The sequence below is a fragment of the Pseudomonas sp. Irchel s3a10 genome, from assembly GCF_900187525.1.
Taxonomy (GTDB): domain Bacteria; phylum Pseudomonadota; class Gammaproteobacteria; order Pseudomonadales; family Pseudomonadaceae; genus Aquipseudomonas; species Aquipseudomonas koreensis_G.
The window spans coordinates 27,019-47,423 of sequence record NZ_FYDR01000012.1 but is presented as its reverse complement, the minus strand read 5'-3'; the positions used below and the strand labels follow the sequence as shown (position 1 = coordinate 47,423).

Annotated in this window: 17 protein-coding genes and 3 tRNA genes; 19 read left to right on the top strand and 1 reads right to left on the bottom strand. The window is 58.9% G+C overall.

Annotated features, from left to right (window positions below):
- Positions 1 to 65 precede the first annotated feature (65 nt).
- From ftsH to CKW11_RS24985, 16 genes are all read left to right on the top strand, one after another.
- Entirely contained in the window at positions 66 to 1,973 is a 1,908-nt protein-coding gene (ftsH, locus tag CKW11_RS25060; RefSeq protein WP_045122149.1) for an ATP-dependent zinc metalloprotease FtsH, read from the top strand.
- Positions 1,974 to 1,981: 8 nt separating this feature from the next.
- Positions 1,982 to 2,833: a dihydropteroate synthase gene (gene folP / locus CKW11_RS25055; protein ID WP_095139823.1), complete on the top strand. Its 852-nt coding sequence runs from the start codon at positions 1,982 to 1,984 to the stop codon at positions 2,831 to 2,833.
- A gap of 16 nt (positions 2,834 to 2,849) precedes the next feature.
- Positions 2,850 to 4,187, top strand: a complete 1,338-nt coding sequence (gene glmM, locus CKW11_RS25050; RefSeq protein WP_095139822.1) for a phosphoglucosamine mutase — start codon at positions 2,850 to 2,852, stop codon at positions 4,185 to 4,187.
- A 65-nt stretch (positions 4,188 to 4,252) separates the two neighbouring features.
- The gene (tpiA, locus tag CKW11_RS25045) at positions 4,253 to 5,008 is read left to right on the top strand and encodes a triose-phosphate isomerase (protein WP_095139821.1); all 756 of its coding nucleotides are present in this window, start codon (positions 4,253 to 4,255) and stop codon (positions 5,006 to 5,008) included.
- A 4-nt stretch (positions 5,009 to 5,012) separates the two neighbouring features.
- A complete protein-coding gene (gene secG / locus CKW11_RS25040) occupies positions 5,013 to 5,399 on the top strand; it encodes a preprotein translocase subunit SecG (protein ID WP_027610782.1) in 387 nt (128 codons plus the stop codon).
- Positions 5,400 to 5,421: 22 nt separating this feature from the next.
- Positions 5,422 to 5,507: transfer RNA gene (locus CKW11_RS25035), tRNA-Leu, on the top strand.
- A 97-nt stretch (positions 5,508 to 5,604) separates the two neighbouring features.
- A tRNA-Met gene (locus CKW11_RS25030) sits at positions 5,605 to 5,681 on the top strand.
- A 138-nt stretch (positions 5,682 to 5,819) separates the two neighbouring features.
- A complete protein-coding gene (rimP, locus tag CKW11_RS25025) occupies positions 5,820 to 6,278 on the top strand; it encodes a ribosome maturation factor RimP (RefSeq protein WP_007973115.1) in 459 nt (152 codons plus the stop codon).
- 47 nt (positions 6,279 to 6,325) lie between these two features.
- Entirely contained in the window at positions 6,326 to 7,807 is a 1,482-nt protein-coding gene (gene nusA / locus CKW11_RS25020; RefSeq protein WP_003221546.1) for a transcription termination factor NusA, read from the top strand.
- A 27-nt stretch (positions 7,808 to 7,834) separates the two neighbouring features.
- On the top strand, positions 7,835 to 10,354 hold the full coding sequence (gene infB, locus CKW11_RS25015) for a translation initiation factor IF-2 (protein WP_095139820.1): 2,520 nt from the start codon (positions 7,835 to 7,837) through the stop codon (positions 10,352 to 10,354).
- A 160-nt stretch (positions 10,355 to 10,514) separates the two neighbouring features.
- The gene (gene rbfA, locus CKW11_RS25010; protein WP_003221549.1) at positions 10,515 to 10,913 is read left to right on the top strand and encodes a 30S ribosome-binding factor RbfA; all 399 of its coding nucleotides are present in this window, start codon (positions 10,515 to 10,517) and stop codon (positions 10,911 to 10,913) included.
- A gap of 4 nt (positions 10,914 to 10,917) precedes the next feature.
- On the top strand, positions 10,918 to 11,835 hold the full coding sequence (truB, locus tag CKW11_RS25005; RefSeq protein WP_024011571.1) for a tRNA pseudouridine(55) synthase TruB: 918 nt from the start codon (positions 10,918 to 10,920) through the stop codon (positions 11,833 to 11,835).
- A gap of 141 nt (positions 11,836 to 11,976) precedes the next feature.
- Positions 11,977 to 12,246, top strand: a complete 270-nt coding sequence (gene rpsO, locus CKW11_RS25000; RefSeq protein ID WP_003221553.1) for a 30S ribosomal protein S15 — start codon at positions 11,977 to 11,979, stop codon at positions 12,244 to 12,246.
- Between the two features lie 193 nt (positions 12,247 to 12,439).
- Entirely contained in the window at positions 12,440 to 14,545 is a 2,106-nt protein-coding gene (gene pnp, locus CKW11_RS24995; protein WP_007961443.1) for a polyribonucleotide nucleotidyltransferase, read from the top strand.
- A gap of 258 nt (positions 14,546 to 14,803) precedes the next feature.
- Positions 14,804 to 14,879: transfer RNA gene (locus tag CKW11_RS24990), tRNA-Thr, on the top strand.
- A gap of 229 nt (positions 14,880 to 15,108) precedes the next feature.
- Entirely contained in the window at positions 15,109 to 15,408 is a 300-nt protein-coding gene (locus CKW11_RS24985; RefSeq protein ID WP_095139819.1) for a DUF6388 family protein, read from the top strand.
- Positions 15,409 to 15,458: 50 nt separating this feature from the next.
- Here CKW11_RS24985 and nadC read toward each other — a convergent pair whose 3' ends face one another.
- Positions 15,459 to 16,307 carry a carboxylating nicotinate-nucleotide diphosphorylase gene (nadC, locus tag CKW11_RS24980; RefSeq protein WP_095139818.1) on the bottom strand — a complete coding sequence of 283 codons (849 nt, stop codon included), beginning with the start codon at positions 16,305 to 16,307 and terminating at the stop codon, positions 15,459 to 15,461.
- A gap of 370 nt (positions 16,308 to 16,677) precedes the next feature.
- On the opposite strand from nadC, the gene CKW11_RS24975 reads away from it, so the two are divergent.
- The 3 genes from CKW11_RS24975 to ampE all read left to right on the top strand — a co-directional run bounded on the left by CKW11_RS24975 (position 16,678) and on the right by ampE (position 20,325).
- Positions 16,678 to 18,864 carry a DUF1631 domain-containing protein gene (locus tag CKW11_RS24975; protein WP_095139817.1) on the top strand — a complete coding sequence of 729 codons (2,187 nt, stop codon included), beginning with the start codon at positions 16,678 to 16,680 and terminating at the stop codon, positions 18,862 to 18,864.
- 64 nt (positions 18,865 to 18,928) lie between these two features.
- Complete coding sequence (gene ampD, locus CKW11_RS24970) at positions 18,929 to 19,489, top strand: 1,6-anhydro-N-acetylmuramyl-L-alanine amidase AmpD (protein WP_095139816.1); 561 nt, start codon at positions 18,929 to 18,931, stop codon at positions 19,487 to 19,489.
- Positions 19,486 to 20,325: a regulatory signaling modulator protein AmpE gene (ampE, locus tag CKW11_RS24965; RefSeq protein WP_095139815.1), complete on the top strand. Its 840-nt coding sequence runs from the start codon at positions 19,486 to 19,488 to the stop codon at positions 20,323 to 20,325. Before ampD ends, ampE begins: the two co-directional genes overlap by 4 nt.
- The last annotated feature ends 80 nt before the right edge of the window (positions 20,326 to 20,405 follow it).

Below are 20,405 nucleotides of genomic sequence, written 5' to 3'. Positions count from 1 at the left end.
GTGAATATCATGCGAAGCGCGCGCCAGTAGCGGAGCTTGCTTCAGAGGGTAGTTAATTGAACGATATGGCAAAGAATCTGATCCTGTGGTTGATCATCGCGGCAGTCCTCGTGACGGTGATGAACAACTTCTCCAGCCCTAACGAGCCGCAGACCCTCAACTATTCCGACTTCATCCAGCAGGTCAAGGATGGCAAGGTCGAGCGCGTAGCTGTTGATGGCTATGTGATTACCGGCAAGCGCAACGATGGCGACAGCTTCAAGACCATTCGCCCGGCGATCCAGGACAACGGCCTGATCGGCGACCTGGTCGACAATCACGTTGTGGTTGAAGGCAAGCAGCCTGAACAGCAAAGCATCTGGACTCAGCTCCTGGTGGCCAGCTTCCCGATCCTGGTGATCATCGCGGTGTTCATGTTCTTCATGCGCCAGATGCAGGGCGGTGCCGGCGGCAAGGGCGGGCCAATGAGCTTCGGCAAGAGCAAGGCACGCCTGCTCTCCGAAGATCAGGTGAAAACCACTTTGGCTGACGTTGCCGGTTGCGACGAAGCCAAGGAAGAAGTCGGCGAGCTGGTTGAGTTCCTGCGTGATCCGGGCAAGTTCCAGCGCCTGGGTGGCCGTATTCCTCGCGGCGTATTAATGGTCGGTCCTCCGGGTACCGGTAAAACCTTGCTGGCCAAGGCGATTGCCGGCGAAGCGAAGGTGCCGTTCTTCACCATCTCCGGCTCCGATTTCGTTGAAATGTTCGTGGGTGTTGGTGCAAGCCGCGTTCGCGACATGTTCGAGCAGGCAAAGAAGCACGCCCCGTGCATCATCTTCATCGACGAAATCGACGCCGTCGGTCGCCACCGTGGCGCCGGCATGGGCGGCGGTCACGACGAGCGTGAGCAGACTCTCAACCAGTTGCTGGTGGAGATGGACGGCTTTGAAATGAATGACGGCATCATTGTGATCGCTGCCACCAACCGCCCTGATGTTCTCGACCCTGCGCTGTTGCGTCCGGGCCGTTTCGACCGTCAGGTAGTTGTAGGCCTGCCGGACATCCGTGGTCGCGAGCAGATCCTCAAGGTTCACATGCGCAAGGTGCCAATGGGTGACGACGTTGCTCCGGCCGTTATCGCACGTGGTACCCCGGGCTTCTCCGGTGCCGACTTGGCCAATCTTGTCAACGAAGCGTCGCTGTTCGCTGCACGTAGCGGCAAGCGCATCGTTGAAATGAAAGAGTTCGAACTGGCCAAGGACAAGATCATGATGGGCGCCGAGCGCAAATCCATGGTCATGTCCGAGAAAGAGAAGCAGAACACCGCTTATCACGAAGCGGGCCACGCCATCGTCGGTCGCGTCGTGCCTGAGCATGATCCAGTCTACAAGGTCTCGATCATTCCGCGTGGTCGTGCGCTGGGTGTGACCATGTTCCTGCCGGAAGAGGATCGCTACAGTCTGTCCAAGCGTGCGCTGATCAGTCAGATCTGCTCGCTGTACGGTGGCCGTATCGCCGAAGAAATGACCCTCGGTTTCGATGGTGTGACCACCGGCGCGTCCAACGACATCATGCGTGCCAGTCAGATTGCGCGGAACATGGTGACCAAGTGGGGCCTGTCGGAAAAACTCGGTCCGCTGATGTACGCGGAAGAAGAGGGCGAAGTGTTCCTCGGTCGCGGTGGTGGCGGTCAGGCCGCAAGCTTCTCCGGTGAGACAGCCAAGCTGATCGACTCCGAAGTGCGCAGCATCATTGATCAGTGCTACGGCACGGCCAAGCAGATCCTCACGGACAACCGTGACAAGCTCGATGCCATGGCTGATGCTCTGATGAAGTACGAAACCATCGATGCCGAGCAGATCGATGACATCATGGCTGGTCGAACGCCTCGTGAGCCGCGTGACTGGACTGGTGGCACGGGTACGCCTCCGCCTCCGGTGATCCAGGATGAGCGTCCGGAAACACCGATCGGCGGTCCGGCTGCTGACGTTTAAGGTTTGAAATGACTTCTGTACAGTCCCTGACCCGGTTGCCTTGCGGCAACCGGGTTCTTGATTTGGCCCGGACGCACGTCATGGGCATTCTCAATGTCACTCCCGATTCCTTTTCCGACGGCGGCCGGTACAACCAGCTCGACGTGGCCTTGCGTCACGCCGAAGCCATGGTGGCTGCTGGTGCGACGCTGATCGATGTCGGCGGTGAATCGACCCGGCCTGGCGCTCGAGCGGTTTCGCCGCTGGAGGAGCTGGAGCGCGTAGCTCCGGTCGTGGAGCTGATCAATCGCGAGCTGGATGTGGTCATCTCGGTTGATACTTCGACACCTGCGGTGATGCGCGAAACGGCGCGCCTGGGTGCCGGGTTGATCAATGATGTGCGCTCGCTGCGCCGCGATGGCGCGCTGGATGCGGCTGCGGCCACCGGGTTGCCGGTCTGCCTGATGCACATGCTCGGCGAGCCGGGTGACATGCAGGACAATCCGCATTATCAGGACGTTACCCGGGAAGTGGGTGAGTTTCTGGCAGAGCGCATGGCTCAATGTGCGGCGGCGGGTATTCCTGCCGAGCGGATCATTCTTGATCCCGGTTTCGGTTTCGCGAAAACTCTGCAGCACAACTTGAGTTTGTTCAAGCACATGCAAGCCCTGCATGTGCTGGGGCGTCCGCTGTTGGTCGGCGTCTCGCGCAAAAGCATGATTGGCCAGGCTTTGAACCGCCCCGTGGGCGAGCGTCTGCATGGCGGTCTGGCTCTCGCGGCACTGGCATCGATTAACGGAGCGCGTATATTGCGCGTCCATGATGTGGCGGAAACGGTAGATGTGGTGCGTATGCTCGCAGCCGTGGAATCAGCCGAATAAGAATGATGGAGCACTTATGAGCAAGAAATACTTTGGTACTGACGGTATTCGTGGTCGCGTCGGTGAATATCCGATCACTCCGGACTTCATGCTCAAGCTCGGCTGGGCGGCAGGTATGGCCTTTCGCAAGATGGGCGCCTGCAAGGTGCTGGTCGGCAAGGACACGCGCATCTCTGGCTACATGTTCGAATCGGCGCTTGAAGCAGGCCTGACCTCGGCTGGTGCGGACGTGATGCTGCTCGGTCCGATGCCAACGCCGGCGATTGCCTATCTGTCGCGCACGTTCCAGGCTGAGGCCGGGATCGTGATCAGTGCTTCGCACAACCCGCACGACGATAACGGCATCAAGTTCTTCTCCGGCAAGGGCACCAAGCTGCCTGATGAGCTGGAGCTGATGATCGAAGAATTGCTCGACGCCCCTATGACAGTGGTTGAGTCGAGCAAGATCGGCAAAGTCTCGCGCATTAACGACGCTTCCGGTCGTTACATCGAATTCTGCAAAAGCAGTGTGCCGACCGGTACCAGTTTTTCCGGTATGAAGATCGTGATCGACTGTGCACACGGTGCGACCTACAAGGTTGCTCCGAGTGTGTTCCGTGAGTTGGGTGCTGAAGTGGTTGTCCTGTCGGCCCAGCCTAATGGTCTGAATATCAATGACAACTGCGGTTCGACTCATATGGGGCAGCTGCAGGCCGCTGTTCTGGCGGAGCACGCTGATCTGGGTATCGCCTTTGACGGTGATGGTGATCGGGTGCTGATGGTCGATCACACGGGTGCCATCGTCGATGGCGACGAATTGCTGTTCATTATTGCCCGCGACCTGCACGAGCGTGGCAAGTTGCAGGGTGGTGTAGTCGGTACCCTGATGAGCAACCTCGGTTTGGAGCTCGCTCTGGCAGAGCTCTCGATTCCATTCATTCGTGCCAATGTCGGTGACCGTTATGTGATCGCCGAGCTGCTGGAGCGCAACTGGCTGGTAGGTGGTGAAAACTCGGGGCATATCGTCTGCTTCAATCACACCACCACCGGTGATGCGATCATTGCTGCGCTGCAGGTGCTGATGGCATTGAGAGCGCGCAATGAAGGTCTTGCGCAAACGCGTCAGGCTTTGCGTAAGTGTCCTCAGGTGTTGATCAACGTGCGTTTCGGCGGTGGCGAAAGCCCGCTGGAGCATCCTGCTGTCAAGGAAGCCAGTGCGCGTGTAACCCAGGCAATGGCCGGTCGTGGTCGGGTGCTTCTGCGCAAGTCCGGTACAGAGCCGTTGGTGCGTGTGATGGTCGAAGGCGAGGATGAAGCTCAGGTTCGCAGCTACGCCGAAGAACTGGCAAAACTGGTAAGTGAAGTTTCTGCCTGATACGGCTTGCCAGCCATGATTGTGTTGGGTAACATCTGCGCCCACTTTGACCGACGAGGTACAGCATGCGTCGCCCTATGGTAGCTGGTAACTGGAAGATGCACGGTACCCGCGCCAGCGTCGCTGAGCTGATAAACGGCCTTCGTCATCTGGCCTTGCCAAGCGGTGTTGATGTCGCGGTATTCCCGCCTTGCTTGCATATCAATCAAGTGATTGATGGCTTGAAAGGTAAATCGATTTCGGTCGGTGCGCAGAATTCTGCGGTGGAATCCATGCAAGGTGCATTGACCGGTGAAATTGCACCGAGTCAGTTGGTGGATGCAGGTTGTTCCCTGGTACTTGTCGGGCACTCCGAACGCCGCCAGATAATGGGCGAGCGAGACGGGATGCTGAATCGCAAGTTCGCAGCGGCACAGGCATGTGGCTTGATTCCGGTGTTGTGTGTAGGGGAAACCCTCGAGCAGCGCGAAGCCGGAAAAACTCTTGAAGTTGTCGGGCGTCAGCTGGGCAGCATCATCGAGGAGCTGGGTGTAGGTGCCTTTGCCAAGGCAGTCATTGCTTACGAGCCTGTCTGGGCCATTGGTACCGGGCTGACTGCAACGCCGCAACAGGCTCAGGATGTGCACAAAGCCATCCGCGAGCAATTGGCGGCAGAGAATTCTGAAGTCGCACGAGGTGTGCGGCTTCTATACGGCGGCAGCGTGAAGGCGGCCAATGCGGCCGAACTGTTCGGCATGCCGGATATCGATGGGGGGCTCATTGGTGGAGCTTCCCTGAATGCAGATGAGTTCGGTGCGATTTGTCGCGCCGCGGGAAACTGAAAAAATGCTGGAAACAGTCGTAGTCGTTTTTCATCTGCTGGGTGCATTGGGCGTAGTTGCTCTGGTTTTGCTGCAGCAGGGTAAAGGTGCGGACGCTGGCGCGTCTTTCGGAGCAGGTGCTTCAAATACTGTGTTCGGAAGCCAAGGTTCCTCTACCTTTCTTAGTAAGTTTACTGCTATACTTGCCGCCGGTTTCTTCATAACCAGCTTGGGGTTAGGTTACTTTGCTAAAGAGAAGGCTCATCAGCTGACTCAAGCAGGTTTGCCAGATCCAGCAGTGTTGGAAGTGCCTAAGCAACAACAACCGGCTTCTGATGATGTCCCGGTGCTTCAAGAGCAAAAGTCGGCTACTCCAGCGACTGACGTACCTCCAGCTCAAGAGCAGAAGTAAGAAGGGTTTCAAACGTAGTTTTGCCGAGGTGGTGGAATTGGTAGACACGCAACCTTGAGGTGGTTGTGCCCATAGGGTGTAGGGGTTCGAGTCCCCTTCTCGGTACCAATTAGTCAGGAGAGCCCGCTGTTGCGGGCTTTCTTGCAGGTGGAAGGTTACATTGACCCTATAAGGGATCGGTCGTATACTTCCGCCCCAGCTTTGTCGCGGGGTGGAGCAGTCTGGTAGCTCGTCGGGCTCATAACCCGAAGGTCGTCGGTTCAAATCCGGCCCCCGCAACCAGTTTAAGGAGCCCCTTTTCAGGGGCTTTTTGTTAGCTGGACACTTTCTACGCCGATGTTCGACGGCGTTTCAAGGATGGGCGTTTCGCCCATTTTTTTATTTTGCAGCGCATGCATTTACATGCACGAGGGGGTTCAGGTGTCGAGCAAGCTAGAAGAGTTGCAGGCCTTGTTGGCCCCGGTGGTCGTGGCCCTAGGCTATGAATGCTGGGGTATCGAGTTTTCGGCTCAAGGTCGTCACTCGATGTTGCGTGTTTATATCGATAAAGAGGGTGGCGTGCTGGTGGACGATTGCGCCATTGTCAGCCGTCAGATCAGCGGTGTCCTGGATGTTGAAGATCCGATCTCCGTTGAATACACCCTCGAAGTTTCCTCGCCTGGCATGGAACGCCCACTGTTCACTCTTGAGCAGTTTGCAAAATTTGCCGGTGAACAAGTGAAGATCAAGCTGCGCTCGCCTTTTGAAGGTCGACGCAACTTTCAGGGCCTTCTGCGCGGTGTAGAAGAACAGGATGTCGTGGTGCAGGTAGAAGACCATGAATTCCTGTTGCCGATCGATATGATCGACAAGGCCAACATTATTCCCAGTTTTGACTGAGACGCGGATCCCGCGGATCCAATGGCTTGCGAAAGGCGAGGCGTACGATGAGCAAAGAAGTACTGCTGGTTGTTGAGTCGGTATCCAATGAAAAGGGCGTACCGGCAAGCGTGATTTTTGAAGCGCTGGAGCTGGCTCTGGCCACTGCTACCAAAAAGCGTTTTGAAGACGAAGTTGACCTGCGTGTGGAAATTAACCGCCACACCGGTTCCTATGAGACTTTCCGTCGCTGGACAGTCGTCGAAGAGAACGATCTCGACGATCCTGCGATCGAAACCTGGCCAAGCAAGGTTGCCGAAACGCACCCGGGTGCCAAGGTCGGCGACGTCGTCGAAGAAAAGATCGAATCCATCGAGTTCGGCCGCATTGCTGCACAGACCGCCAAACAGGTCATTGTGCAGAAAGTGCGTGAAGCCGAGCGCGCTCAAGTGGTCGACGCCTATCGCGAGCGCCTGGGAGAAATCATCTCCGGCACCGTGAAGAAAGTCACCCGCGACAACGTGATCGTCGATCTGGGCAACAACGCTGAAGCGTTGCTGGCCCGTGAAGACATTATTTCTCGCGAAACCTTCCGTGTCGGTGTGCGTCTGCGTGCACTGCTCAAGGAAATCCGCACCGAGAACCGCGGCCCGCAGCTGATCCTGTCGCGTACCGCGCCGGAAATGCTGATCGAGCTGTTCCGTATCGAAGTGCCGGAAATCGCTGAAGGCCTGATCGAAGTCATGGCGGCGTCCCGTGATCCGGGTTCGCGTGCCAAGATCGCTGTCCGTTCCAAGGACAAACGCATCGACCCGCAGGGCGCGTGCATCGGTATGCGCGGTTCGCGCGTCCAGGCCGTGTCGGGCGAGTTGGGTGGCGAGCGTGTCGATATCGTCCTGTGGGACGATAACCCGGCGCAGTTCGTGATCAATGCCATGTCGCCGGCAGAAGTGGCGGCCATTATCGTTGACGAAGATGCCCATGCAATGGACATCGCCGTTGGCGCAGACAATCTGGCTCAGGCCATCGGTCGAGGTGGTCAGAACGTGCGTCTGGCGAGCCAGTTGACTGGCTGGACCCTGAACGTGATGACCGAATCGGACATCCAGGCTAAGCAGCAAGCAGAAACCGGCGACATCCTGCGCAACTTCATCGACGAGCTGGAAGTCGACGAAGAACTGGCTCAGGTGCTGGTAGATGAAGGCTTCACCAGCCTGGAAGAGATTGCCTACGTACCGTTGGAAGAAATGCTCAACATCGACGGCTTTGACGAAGATATCGTCAACGAGCTTCGCGCTCGTGCCAAGGATCGTTTGTTGACCAAAGCCATCGCTACTGAGGAAAAGCTGGCAGACGCCCATCCGGCCGAAGACCTGCTCTCGCTTGAGGGTATGGACAAGGATTTGGCGATGGAACTGGCGGTGCGCGGCGTAATTACCCGCGAAGACCTGGCCGAGCAGTCTATTGACGACCTGCTCGACATCGACGGCATTGACGATGATCGTGCCGGCAAGTTGATCATGGCCGCCCGAGCCCACTGGTTCGAGTAATTAGGCGCGGCCTGAGGAGAGAAGTGCATGACGCAAGTCACGGTGAAACAACTGGCCGATGAGGTCAAAACACCGGTAGAGCGCCTGTTGCAGCAGATGCGTGAGGCAGGTCTGCCGCACACCGCCGCCGAAGAAAATGTGACTGACAGTGAGAAGCAATCCCTGCTGACTCACTTGAAGAGCAGCCACAAGGCGAAAGTGGAAGAACCACGCAAGATCACGCTGCAGCGTAAAACCACCAGCACCCTGCGTGTGGCTGGTAGCAAGAGCATCAGCGTTGAAGTTCGCAAAAAGAAAGTTTTCGTACAGCGTAGCCCGGAAGAAATCGAAGCCGAGCGCAAGCGTGAACTGGAAGAGCGTCGCGCAGTAGAAAATGCTGCCCGTCAGAAGGCTGAAGAAGAAGCCAAGCAGCGCGCTGAAGAAGAAGCGCGTCGCCAGCCTGCTGCTGCGCCGTCCGCTCCTGCCGAAGCTGTTGCAGCACCTGCGCCAGTCGCTGAACCTGTGCGCGACGCCGCGCCGGTTGCTGCTGCGCCAGCTGCCGACACTCGCAAGCGTGACGAACAGCGCCGTCCGGACAAGCCACGTGCCGACGATAACAATCGTCGCGGCGGTGGTGGCGATGGCGAGCGCAAAAACGCTCCGCATCGCGCATCGGTCAAAGAAAAAGCGCCGGCTCCACGTGTGGCGCCACGCACTACCGACGAAGAAAGCGATGGCTTCCGTCGTGGTGGTCGCGGCAAGGCCAAGCTGAAAAAACGCAACGCTCACGGTTTCCAGAACCCTACCGGTCCTGTCGTGCGTGAAGTGAAGATCGGCGAGACCATCACTGTTGGCGATCTCGCTCAGCAGATGTCGGTCAAGGCTGCTGAAATCATCAAGTTCATGTTCAAACTGGGCACTCCAGCGACCATCAACCAGGTACTCGATCAGGAAACTGCTCAACTGGTAGCTGAAGAACTGGGCCACAAAGTGACCCTGGTCAGCGACACCGCCCTGGAAGATTCCCTGGCCGAGTCCCTGAAGTTTGAAGGTGAGGCAGTTTCCCGTGCGCCAGTCGTGACCGTAATGGGCCACGTTGACCACGGTAAGACTTCCCTGCTCGACTACATCCGTCGTGCCAAGGTGGCAGCGGGCGAAGCTGGCGGCATTACCCAGCACATCGGCGCCTACCACGTTGAAACCGACCGTGGCATGGTGACGTTCCTCGACACCCCGGGTCACGCTGCGTTTACCGCAATGCGTGCCCGTGGTGCCAAGGCGACCGACATCGTGATCCTGGTGGTTGCGGCGGACGACGGCGTGATGCCGCAAACCATCGAGGCTGTTCAGCACGCTCAGGCGGCTGGCGTTCCTCTGGTGGTTGCAGTGAACAAGATCGACAAGCCAGGTGCTGACCTCGATCGCATCCGCAGCGAACTGTCGGTTCACGGCGTGACTTCCGAAGAGTGGGGCGGCGACACTCCATTCGTACCGGTTTCGGCGAAAATGGGTACCGGCGTTGACGAACTGCTTGAAGCCGTTCTGCTGCAGGCCGAAGTGCTCGAACTGACTGCTACTCCATCGGCTCCTGGCCGTGGTGTTGTCGTTGAATCGCGTCTGGACAAGGGCCGTGGCCCGGTGGCCACCGTGCTGGTTCAGGACGGTACGCTGCGTCAAGGCGACATGGTGCTGGTCGGCTCGAACTATGGCCGCGTGCGCGCCATGCTCGACGAGAACGGCAAGCCGATCAAGGAAGCAGGTCCGGCCATTCCGGTCGAGATCCTGGGTCTTGACGGTACGCCGGACGCTGGCGACGAGATGAGCGTGGTTGCCGACGAGAAGAAAGCCCGTGAAGTGGCTCTGTTCCGTCAAGGCAAGTTCCGCGAAGTCAAACTGGCTCGCGCTCACGCCGGCAAGCTGGAAAACATCTTCGAAAACATGGGCCAGGAAGAGAAGAAGACGCTCAACATCGTCCTCAAATCCGACGTCCGTGGTTCGCTGGAAGCTTTGCAGGGCGCTCTGAACGGCCTGGGCAACGACGAAGTGCAAGTGCGCGTGGTCGGTGGCGGTGTCGGTGGTATCACCGAATCCGACGCTAACCTGGCACTGGCTTCCAACGCTGTACTGTTCGGCTTCAACGTGCGTGCCGATGCTGGCGCACGGAAGATCGTCGAGCAGGAAGGTCTGGACATGCGTTACTACAACGTGATCTACGACATCATCGAAGACGTCAAGAAAGCCCTGACCGGCATGCTCGGCAGCGATGTTCGCGAGAACATCCTGGGCGTGGCCGAAGTGCGCGACGTGTTCCGTTCGCCGAAGTTTGGCGCGATCGCCGGTTGCATGGTGATCGAAGGTGTTGTGTTCCGTAACCGTCCGATCCGTGTACTGCGTGAAGACATCGTTATCTTCGAAGGCGAGCTGGAATCCCTGCGCCGCTTCAAGGATGACGCTTCCGAAGTACGTGCCGGCATGGAATGCGGTATCGGCGTGAAGAGCTACAACGACGTCAAAGTCGGTGACAAGATCGAAGTCTTCGAGAAGGTTCAGGTTGCTCGCAGCCTCTGACTCGCGCACTTCAAGGGCCACGCCGGGCCGCCGCATGCAGATGCGCGCCACGGCGTCAGGACTCTAAACGCAACGCCCGGTCTGGCTTTTGTCAGGCCGGGCGTTTGCCGCTTTCAGACCTTGCGGGTTTCACCGTGGGGCAGTAACAGGTAACAAAATCATGGCAAAAGAATACAGCCGTACCCAACGTATCGGCGATCAGATGCAGCGTGAGCTGGCCCAACTGATCCGTCGTGAAGTCAAAGACCCGCGCGTCGGCCTGGTCACCATTACTGCTGTGGAAGTCAGCCGTGACGTTGGTCACGCGAAGATCTTCATCACCGTGATGGGGCAGGACAACGCCGAAGACATCGCGCAAAGCATCAAGGTGCTCAACGCTGCCGCAGGTTTCCTGCGCATGCAACTGGCCCGTGAAATGAAGCTGCGCAGCGTGCCGCAATTGCATTTCCACTACGACGAAAGCGTCGTGCGTGGCGCGCACCTGTCGGCCCTGATCGAGCGTGCCGTGGCTGAGGACAATCAGCACCTGGCCGCTGCACCTGAAGACACCAAGGAGTAATTCGGTGGCTCAGGTCAAACGTATCCGTCGTAACGTCAGCGGTATCATCCTGCTCGACAAGCCGCTGGGGTTCACCTCCAACGCCGCGTTGCAGAAGGTTCGCTGGTTGCTCAACGCCGAGAAAGCCGGTCACACCGGCAGTCTCGACCCGTTGGCCACCGGTGTATTGCCGCTGTGCTTTGGCGAGGCAACGAAGTTCTCGCAATACCTGCTCGATTCCGACAAGGGTTACGAAACCCTCGCGCAACTGGGCAAGACCACCACCACGGCGGACGCCGAGGGTGAGGTTTTGCAGGAGCGTCCGGTGACCGTTGGTCGCGCCGATGTCGAGGCGGTTCTGCCGAAATTTCGTGGGCAAATCAGTCAGATACCGCCGATGTACTCGGCACTCAAGCGTGACGGTCAGCCGCTGTACAAGCTGGCCCGTGCAGGCGAAGTAGTGGAGCGCGAACCGCGTTCTGTTACTATTGCGCGCTTGGAATTGCTGGCCTTCGAAGGCGATACTGCGCGTCTTGCGGTGGATTGCAGCAAGGGCACCTATATTCGCACCTTGGTGGAGGATATCGGTGAGCAACTCGGTTGTGGTGCGTACGTCGCGGAACTGCGTCGTACCCAGGCCGGGCCTTTCACCCTGGCGCAGACCGTGACCCTCGAAGAGCTGGAAGCGGTACATGCCGAAGGCGGCAACGAAGCGGTCGACCGCTTCCTGATGCCATCGGACAGCGGTTTGCAGGATTGGCCGCTGCTGCACTTCTCCGAAGCGAGTGCGTTCTACTGGCTCAACGGCCAGCCGGTACGCGCCCCGGATGCTCCGAAGTTCGGCATGGTACGGGTACAGGATCACAATGGTCGCTTCATCGGTATCGGTGAAGTGAGCGAAGACGGGCGCATCGCGCCGCGTCGACTGATTCGGTCAGAATGACCGGAAACCGGTCTGTGTAACAGCAGGCCGGCGAGTGTGGCTGTCAACAGGCACGGTCACTACTCATTTATAGATACAGGGATTTGTCCCTGGCCTGTTGAAACTGTTTTTGAAACAGTTTCCTGATAAAAGGATTGCCTCATGGCTCTCGACGTTCAAGAAAAAGCTCAAATCGTTGCCGACTACCAGCAAGCTGTTGGTGATACTGGTTCGCCAGAAGTGCAAGTTGCACTGCTGACCGCCAACATCAACAAACTGCAAGGTCACTTCAAGGCCAACGGTAAAGACCACCACTCCCGTCGTGGTCTGATCCGCATGGTAAACCAGCGTCGCAAGCTGCTGGACTACCTGAAAGGCAAAGATCTGAGCCGTTACAGCGCTCTGATCGGCCGCCTGGGTCTGCGTCGCTAATCAGCGATTGCGCTATGAGGTTGGTTGTCTGTCAGGCATCAGCGGTTTTCCGCTGGTGGCTGGCAGGCTCCCAGCCTCAAGTTTTATCTGCACTACCGTTTTACCCGGACAGTCAGCGGGCCGATTCCCGACATTGCCCAAGAATTTCGCAAGAAACCAGTTCCCCCAAGAGCCACAAAGAAGGTAGGACACCGTGAACCCGGTAATCAAAAAATTCCAGTTCGGTCAGTCGACCGTTACCCTCGAGACTGGCCGTATCGCCCGTCAGGCCTCCGGCGCAGTATTGGTCACCGTTGACGACGACGTCAGCGTATTGGTGACCGTAGTCGGTGCCAAGCAAGCCGATCCAGGCAAGGGCTTCTTCCCTCTGTCCGTTCACTACCAGGAAAAGACTTACGCTGCCGGTAAGATCCCTGGCGGTTTCTTCAAGCGTGAAGGCCGTCCTTCCGAGAAAGAAACCCTGACTTCCCGACTGATCGACCGTCCGATCCGTCCGCTGTTCCCGGAAGGTTTCATGAACGAAGTGCAGGTTGTCTGCACCGTCGTTTCCACCAGCAAGAAGACCGATCCGGACATCGCTGCGATGATCGGTACCTCGGCTGCCCTGGCCATCTCGGGCATTCCTTTCGACGGCCCGATCGGCGCCGCCCGTGTAGCGTTCCACGAAAGCACCGGCTACCTGCTGAACCCGACCTACGAGCAGCAAGCTGCTTCGAGCCTGGACATGGTCGTTGCCGGTACTTCCGACGCCGTACTGATGGTTGAATCGGAAGCCAAAGAGCTGACCGAAGACCAGATGCTGGGCGCGGTACTGTTTGCTCACGACGAGTTCCAGGTGGTGATCAACGCCGTCAAAGAACTGGCCGCTGAAGCTGCCAAGCCAACCTGGACCTGGGCTCCTGCTCCAGAAGCCACCGAACTGCTGGGCGCGATCCGTGCCGAGTTCGGCGAAGCGATCTCCCAGGCTTACACCATCACTGTCAAGGCTGACCGCTACGCACGTCTGGGCGAACTGAAAGACCAGGTCGTTGCCAAGCTGTCCGGCGAAGAAGGCCAGCCTTCGGCTGCTGACGTCAAAGCCGCTTTCGGCGAAATCGAATACCGCACCGTTCGCGAAAACATCGTTAACGGCAAGCCACGTATCGACGGTCGCGACACCCGCACCGTACGTCCGCTGAACATCGAAGTCGGCGTTCTGCCGAAGACTCACGGTTCGGCGCTGTTCACCCGTGGCGAAACCCAGGCTCTGGTCGTTGCGACCCTGGGTACTGCCCGCGACGCACAGCTGCTGGACACCCTGGAAGGCGAGAAAAAAGACCCGTTCATGCTGCACTACAACTTCCCTCCGTTCTCGGTGGGCGAGTGTGGTCGCATGGGTGGCGCTGGTCGTCGTGAAATCGGTCACGGCCGTCTGGCCCGTCGTTCGGTTTCGGCCATGCTGCCGGCCGCTGACGTGTTCCCGTACACCATCCGTGTGGTTTCGGAAATCACCGAATCCAACGGTTCGAGCTCGATGGCTTCCGTTTGCGGCGCTTCCCTGGCCCTGATGGACGCTGGTGTTCCAATGAAGGCACCGGTTGCCGGTATCGCCATGGGTCTGGTTAAAGAAGGCGAGAAGTTCGCCGTCCTGACCGACATCCTCGGTGACGAAGACCACCTGGGCGACATGGACTTCAAAGTAGCCGGTACCGCCAAAGGCGTTACTGCGCTGCAGATGGACATCAAGATCAAGGGCATCACCGAAGAGATCATGGAAATCGCTCTGGGCCAAGCCCTGGAAGCGCGCCTGAACATCCTCGGCCAGATGAACCAGATCATTGGCCAGTCGCGTACCGAACTGTCGGCCAACGCTCCGACCATGATCGCGATGAAGATCGACACCGACAAGATCCGTGACGTTATCGGTAAAGGTGGCGCGACCATCCGTGCGATCTGCGAAGAAACCAAGGCTTCGATCGACATCGAAGACGACGGTTCGATCAAGATCTTTGGCGAAACCAAGGATGCCGCAGAAGCTGCTCGTCAGCGCGTTCTGAGCATCACTGCAGAAGCCGAGATCGGCAAGATCTACGTCGGCAAGGTTGAGCGCATCGTCGACTTCGGCGCATTCGTCAACATCCTGCCGGGCAAGGACGGTCTGGTACACATCTCGATGCTGAGCGACGCTCGCGTAGAGAAAGTCACCGACATCCTGAAAGAAGGCCAGGAAGTGGAAGTGCTGGTACTGGACGTGGACAACCGCGGCCGTATCAAGCTGTCCATCAAAGACGTGGCAGCGGCCAAGGCTTCGGGCGTTTAATCACCCCACAGCCTTAGCGCAATAAAAATGCCCCGCCGTGAAAACGGCGGGGCATTTTTTTGTCTGCCATAAACGCATTTGTGGCGAGGGAGCTTGCTCCCGCTCGGCTGCGCAGCAGTCGTAAAAAAACATCAGCCTCAGAAAGCCTGGGGTCGCTCCGCAACCCAGCGGGAGCAAGCTCCCTCGCCACAAGTGATAATCAGCAGAAACACGCTCAAATTTGCCGCAGCCCGAGACCGGTGCTAGGTTTAGCCCACCGCCCGTGTAGCTCAGCCGGTAGAGCAGCGCACTCGTAACGCGAAGGTCGCAGGTTCGATTCCTGTCTCGGGCACCATCCCCTCGCGCAATCCCGCGATTTATGTCTCCCAGGTCAAAGTTTTTGTGCGAGAGATGTAAAGAGCCGTGTAATTCGTCATGCAAACGTCCTATATTCGGTGCCTGCATGAGCATCGCTTAGCAGTTTTCAGATGATCCCGAATGGTTCCGAAGGCCGGACAATCCGCGTCAGAGAGATCCTTGATGATCCAGATCCATCCTCCATTCTTACGATCAGCGAGAACGCCATGACCGAATTAACTCAAGAGCAACGTCACGCACTAGCGCTGGAAAAATACATTCAGGACGTCCCGGACCTGAAAGAAGAGATCAAGGACCTGAGTCCTGATGATCAGAAAGACCAGATCCAGTGGGCATTCGAGGACGAAGCCGAATCTCAGGGCTTGCAGCCGTGGGAGCTGACGCTCAAGTACACCAGCACCCCTGAAGAGTTTGAGGCCAAGCGCCTGGAGCTGCACAAAGAGGCGGCCGAAGTGTTGGGCGTCGAGTGGGACGAGTACTGCGAGATGAACAATCTGGTGGTCTGAAAAAAAACGCCAGCCTCAATCGGGCTGGCGTTTTTTATTGCGTGACGGCCTCAGAGGCTGAGGCGCATCGACAGGTCTACCGCTTTCACATCCTTGGTCATCGCACCGATCGAGATGTAATCCACTCCAGTCTCGGCGATCGGCAGCAGCGTGCTTTCGTTGATACCGCCGCTGGCCTCCAGTTTGGCCTTGCCGCCATTCAGGCGCACGGCTTCGCGCATGTCATCCAGGCTCAGTTCGTCGAGCATGATGATGTCGGCGCCGGCAGTCAGCGCCTCCTTCAGTTCTTCCAGGCTCTCCACTTCGACTTCCACCGGTTTGCCCGGCGCGATCTTGTGCGCGGCGGCGATGGCCTGCGCGATGCCACCGCTGGCGGCGATGTGGTTTTCCTTGATCAGGAACGCGTCGTAGAGGCCGATGCGGTGGTTGTGGCAACCGCCGCAGGTCACCGCGTATTTCTGCGCCAGACGCAGGCCCGGCAGGGTCTTGCGGGTATCCAGCAGCTTGACCTGGGTCTGCGCCACGAAGTCCGCCAGGTACTGCGCGCGCGTCGCCACGCCGGACAGCAGTTGCAGGAAGTTCAGCGCACTGCGTTCGCCAGTCAGCAACGAACGGGCCGGGCCTTCCAGATGAAACAACGGCTGATTGGGTTTGACTCGTTCGCCGTCCCGTACCTGCCAGTGCACCGCGACGCGTGGATCGAGCTGGCGAAACACCGTGTCGACCCACGCCGTGCCGCAGATAACCGCGTCGTCGCGAGTGATGATGGTGGCTTTGGCCAGACGTTCGGCCGGGATCAGTTGCGCGGTGATGTCGCCGCTGCCGACGTCTTCGAGCAACGCACGGCGCACGTTGGCTTCGATTTCGGCGGTCAAATCGGCGAGACGTAGATTCGGCATAACGGGCTCCACAAACTAAGTGCGCCGATTATAGGGGCATGGCAGGAGCCAACCCAAGGCGAGAACGCGCGTGCCTGACTGCAACTGGTCGATTTTCTGTGAGCAAAGCGCCGTTTTTCGTGGTCACTGGAAGGTGTCGCGGGCATAGGGGAAACCCTGACGGCTATAGCGCCGGGGACAAGTTTTGCAAGATAATCCGCCTTGCATTTGACGTCATGGCTTTGACGCCGATGTTGGATCGGGCTTGCTCGCGAAAGCGGTTTGTCAGTGACAGTTTTGGCGAACGACACACCGCTTTCGCGAGCAAGCCCGCTCCCACAGGAAATTGCGCGCTAACTGCCCAGTGGAATCACCGTTTCAGGAGGCTTGGATGCACAACGACGGGAATGTAGTGCCTTTGCACAAGGCCGCTACCGATCAGGCGAATCACTCGCCGCTCGCCCGCCTGCCTGTGATTCTGCTTCAGGTTCGCGACAAGGCTGCCCAGCAACTGCGCCACGGCTTGCAGGAATTGTTCGATAACGCCGACGACACCCTGTTCGAAATGGCCGACCGGGCGCGCAACGATGTCGAACAGAACATCTTTTTCGAAGCCATGCGCGATCTGCGTCTCAAGCGCAAAAACATCGAACGGGGTTTTCTCGAGCAATTCTTCGAAGCCTTTGTCGCGCTGATTCAATACGGCGCCGTACCTCCCACATTGCCCGGCGCGCTGATATTCGAGGATTCGGCACCGCGTACCGATGACATGGAGCGCAGTGTGGCAGTCGAAACCATGGTCGGCCGGGTGCTCAAGCGCGACGGCTTCGCTCTCGATCAGCTGACCGCGCGACTCAACGTGTTGCTGGGCAAGGATTTCGATAACCAGCACAACCCGCTCGGCCCGGCGATGCTCTGCGAGTTCTTTCTGCAGGCCGGACGTAACCTGGGCGTGGAGATCAAGGTCAAGCTGATCCTGCTCAAGCTGTTCGAACGCTATGTGCTGGCCGATACCGAGCAGTTGTATGCCGAAGCCAATCAATTGCTGGTCGCCACCGGCGTGTTGCCCGAGTTGAAACCGGCACCTGCACGCCGCGCAATCGAGCGTGCGGCAGCAAGCATCAGCAGCGAAGAAAGTGAAGAAACCGCGCCCGCCGACGAAGGCGTGCAGGAAGTCTTCGCCGCGTTGCAGGAACTGCTGCTGCACGTGCGCGGCAGCGTCGCGCCGACCCTGGAGCCGAGTGCGGCGGCGCTACCGATTAGCACCCGCGATCTGCTGCGCCTGCTTTCACACTTGCAGCAGTATGTGCCGGCGCTGGCGGCGCAGGACGATTTCGATCTGCGCAATCAGCTTGAGCAGTTGCTGACGCGGGTCAGCGTCAGAAGCGGCAAATCGCGCATTGTCGACGGCGCGGATGAAGACGTGATCAACCTGATCGCCATGGTCTTCGACTGCATCCTCGAGGACCGTAACCTGCCGGATTCGCTCAAGGCATTGATCGCTCGATTGCAGATCCCGATGCTCAAGGTGGCGGTGCTCGATAAGAGTTTCTTCAGCCGCAGCAGCCACCCGGCGCGGCGGCTGCTCAATGAAATCGCCGATGCCGCCATGGGTTGGGGCGACTGCAATGGCGAAGCGCGCGACAGCCTGTATCTGCGCATCGAACAAGTGGTGCAGCGCCTGTTGAGCGACTTCGTCGACGACCCGGCGATTTTCTCCGAGCTGCTCGCCGATTTCCTGGCGTTCACCAGTGACGAGCGGCGGCGCAGCGAATTGCTGGAGCAGCGTTTGCGCGATGCCGAAGAAGGGCGGGCGAAAACCGAACTGGCGCGGCAACGAGTCGAGCAGGTGCTGAATCAAGCCTTGCTGGGTAAAGTCCTGCCGCCGTCGGTGGTGACGTTTGTGCGTGATGCGTGGAGCAAAGTGCTGCTGCTGACCTGCCTCAAACATGGCGACCACTGCGCTGAGTGGCAGGCCGATGTGCAGACCATGGAGCAATTGATCTGGAGCGTGCAGCGTCACGACGAGGCGGACGCCGGTCTGCAGTTGCTGGCGCTGGTGCCCGGTTTGCTCAAATCATTGCGTGATGGCCTGAGCAGCTCGGCGTTCGATCCGTTCGCTACCAGCGAATTTTTCAGCGAGCTGGAAGCGCTGCATGTGCGGGTGCTTGAACCCTCAACCGAGCAGCCGCCGGCCGATGCGCCGGCGTTGGTGGAGGTGTCGCAGCACATTACCCTGCGCAGCGCTGATGAGGGCGCGATCGGCCTGAATGCCAGCGGCCTGGCGCATGACGACCCGGGGCTGCGTCAGTTGGAGCAACTGCGCCTGGGCAGTTGGGTCGCGTTCCAGGAAGACGACGAGCACAGCCTGCGCTGCAAGCTGGCAGCGATCATCGAAGCCACCGGCAAATACGTGTTTGTCGACCGTACCGGGATGAAAGTGCTGGAGCGCAGCCGCGTCGACCTGGCCCTTGAGTTCCGCCGTGGCGCGGTGCGGGCACTGGATGACACCTTGCTGTTCGACCGGGCGCTGGAGTCGGTGCTCGGCAATCTGCGGCGACTCAATCGCGGCAAGTGATCGCGCGCCGGGGGCCGATCACGGCATACTGGGCGCCAACACAGTCGGCGTTGAAGGAATCGGTATGCAGTTGGATCCCGCTAGCGGGTGGTGTCACGGGGTGCAGGTCTGCCCATCGCCCAACTTCAATGAACGCCCGGCGGGCGAAATTTCCCTGTTGGTGATCCACAACATCAGCCTGCCGCCGGCGCAGTTCGCCACGGGCAAGGTGCAGGAATTTTTCCAGAATCGTCTGGATGTCACCGAGCATCCCTATTTTGCAGGGATCGCCGACCTGCGCGTCTCGGCGCATTTTCTGATCGAACGTGACGGCAAGGTCACCCAGTTTGTCTCCTGTCTTGAGCGGGCGTGGCATGCGGGCGTGTCGATGTTCGAAGGCCGGGAAACCTGTAACGATTTTTCCGTGGGCATCGAGCTCGAAGGCACTGATGATCTGCCCTTTACCGATGCGCAGTATCAGGCGTTGATCACGCTGACGCGTCAGCTGCAAACAGCATTTCCGGCCATCACCGGCGCCCGCATCTGCGGGCACAGCGACATCGCACCCGGGCGCAAGACCGATCCTGGCCCGGCATTCGACTGGGCGCGTTACCGCGCAGCCCTGGTACAAGAGGAAGGACAATGAGTTTTCTGGTGTTACTGCTGGCGGTGTGGATCGAGAAGTTCTCGGCCCTGCGCCATCGGGTTCAACGCGATGGCGGATGGATCCGCGAACTGCACAAACTCGAAACCAGCGCGCGCCTGGCCCAGCGACCATGGCTGGTGCTGACGATTCTGGTGTTGCTGCCGGTGGCACTGCTCGGCCTGTTGCTGCTGGTGCTGGAGCCCGTGGCGTACGGTTTGCTGGCCTTGCCGGTGCATTTGCTGGTGGTGATTTACGCTTTGGGGCGCGGTGATCTGCTCGGCGGCCTCGGGCCGTTTCGTGACGCCTGGCGTCGTGAAGACCTGCAAGCGGCAGCGCATGTGGCCAAGCGTGATCTGAACATCTGCGCCGACAGCGGCGAGCAGTTGCTGGACCGGGTTCAGGGTCACCTGTTGTGGCAGGCCTATCAGAGCTTTTTCGCGGTGATTTTCTGGTACTTCGTGCTCGGTCCAGTGGCGGCGCTGGCTTATCGCTTGCTGGCATTGGCTGAAGAAAACAGCCAGAACCCGGCGCTCGCCGAACGTGCCGGCCAGTTACGTCACGCTTTTGACTGGTTGCCGGTGCGCCTGCTGGCTGCCAGCCTTGCACTGGTCGGCAACTTCGTCGCGGTCAGCCGGGTGATGTTGCATGAGCTGCTGAACTGGAACATCAGCGCCGCGCAACTGATCAACAAGGTCGGGCTGGCAGCCGCTGAGATCCCGCCGCCGGTGGTCGGGCCTGAAGGCATCAACACCCTCGATTGCCTGTGGGAACTGCTGCTGCGCGCGGCGGTGCTGTGGTATGCCGGGTTTGCCTTGTGGACAGTGCTGATCCACTGAACCCTCGGTGAAATTCATTGTGGCGAGGGAGCTTGCTCCCGCTGGGTGGCGAAGCCGCCCTCGCTGTTCATCATAAACGA